Source organism: Georgenia satyanarayanai, assembly GCF_023715365.1.
In the GTDB taxonomy this organism is placed as follows: domain Bacteria; phylum Actinomycetota; class Actinomycetes; order Actinomycetales; family Actinomycetaceae; genus Oceanitalea; species Oceanitalea satyanarayanai_B.
Window position 1 is genome coordinate 1 of the sequence record NZ_JAMBNZ010000037.1, and the last position, 1,098, is coordinate 1,098.

General features: G+C 73.3%; 1 protein-coding gene and 1 rRNA gene. Both read right to left on the reverse strand.

Annotated elements, in window-relative coordinates; translation table 11 throughout:
• On the reverse strand, nt 1-272 hold a 272-nt coding region (locus M3148_RS16885; RefSeq protein WP_251305894.1), incomplete at its 3' end, for a hypothetical protein.
• Between the two features lie 721 nt (nt 273-993).
• A 5S ribosomal RNA gene (gene rrf / locus M3148_RS16890) occupies nt 994-1,098 on the reverse strand; the annotation flags it as partial.

The following is a 1,098-nucleotide window of genomic DNA, read 5'->3' on the forward strand; positions in this document are numbered from 1 at the left end:
ACCACCGCCACGGGCATCGCCATCACGGCGCGGACCGAAGTCACGACCACCGCCACGGGCATCGCCATCACGGCGCGGACCGAAGTCACGACCACCGCCACGGGCATCGCCATCACGGCGCGGACCGCCGGAGTCACGGCCACCACGGCTGTCACCATCACGACGGGAACCGAAGTCACGCCCGCCACGGGTGTCGCCACCACGGCTCGCACCGAACTCACGGCCACCACGGCTGTCACCATCACGACGGAACTCGCCACCGCGGTCGTCACGCCGCGCGCCGAAGCCGCGGTCGTCAGCTGCGCGGCCGCGATCGCGGTCGGCGCCGGGACGAGAGGACCTTGTGTCCCAGTCACCACGGGGACGACGGTCGTCGGCCCGGGGGCCGGTCCGTCGGTCGTCCCCCTCACGGCGGGGACCACGGTCGCTCGTGGGCCGCGAGCCCCACTCGCCGCGAGGCTTACGGTCGTCGCGCGGGCCGCTGCGGCGGTCGTCGGAGCCACGGCTCGGGCCACTGTCACGGCTGTACGGCGCGCGCGCCGGGCGCGAGCCCCACTCACCGCGCGATCGCGCACCGCTGTCGGCTGAGCCGGGCCGGCGGTCGCCCTCGCGACGAGGGCCGTCGTTGTCGCGGCGCGGCTGGTAGGGGCGCTCACGGTCACCCATGCGTCCACCCTCGTTCCCGGACCGGGGCGTCCAGTCCCCGCGTGCACCACGGTTGTCGTCCTCGCGGCGAGGGGCCGAGCTCCGCGGCGCGTCGTCCTTGCGGTACGGGCGCTGCTGCGCGCCGTCGCGGCGCGGTCCACCCTGGCCTGCGCCGCGGGGGGCGCCGGCTGCGCCGCGCTGCCCCTTGTCGGGCCGCCCGGAGCGATCCTCGCCACGTGATGAGCTGTTCCTGTGGTCGTCCATCGATCTCTCTCTTCATCTGGGCTGCACCCGGGTAGAAACACGTAAGGGCCGCAACGCATCGTTGCGGCCCTTACGGGAATGGGTGTTCGGCGGTGTCCTACTCTCCCACGTAGTCTCCCACGCAGTACCATCGGCGCTGAGGGGCTTAGCTTCCGGGTTCGGAATGGGACCGGGCGTTTCCCCCTCGCT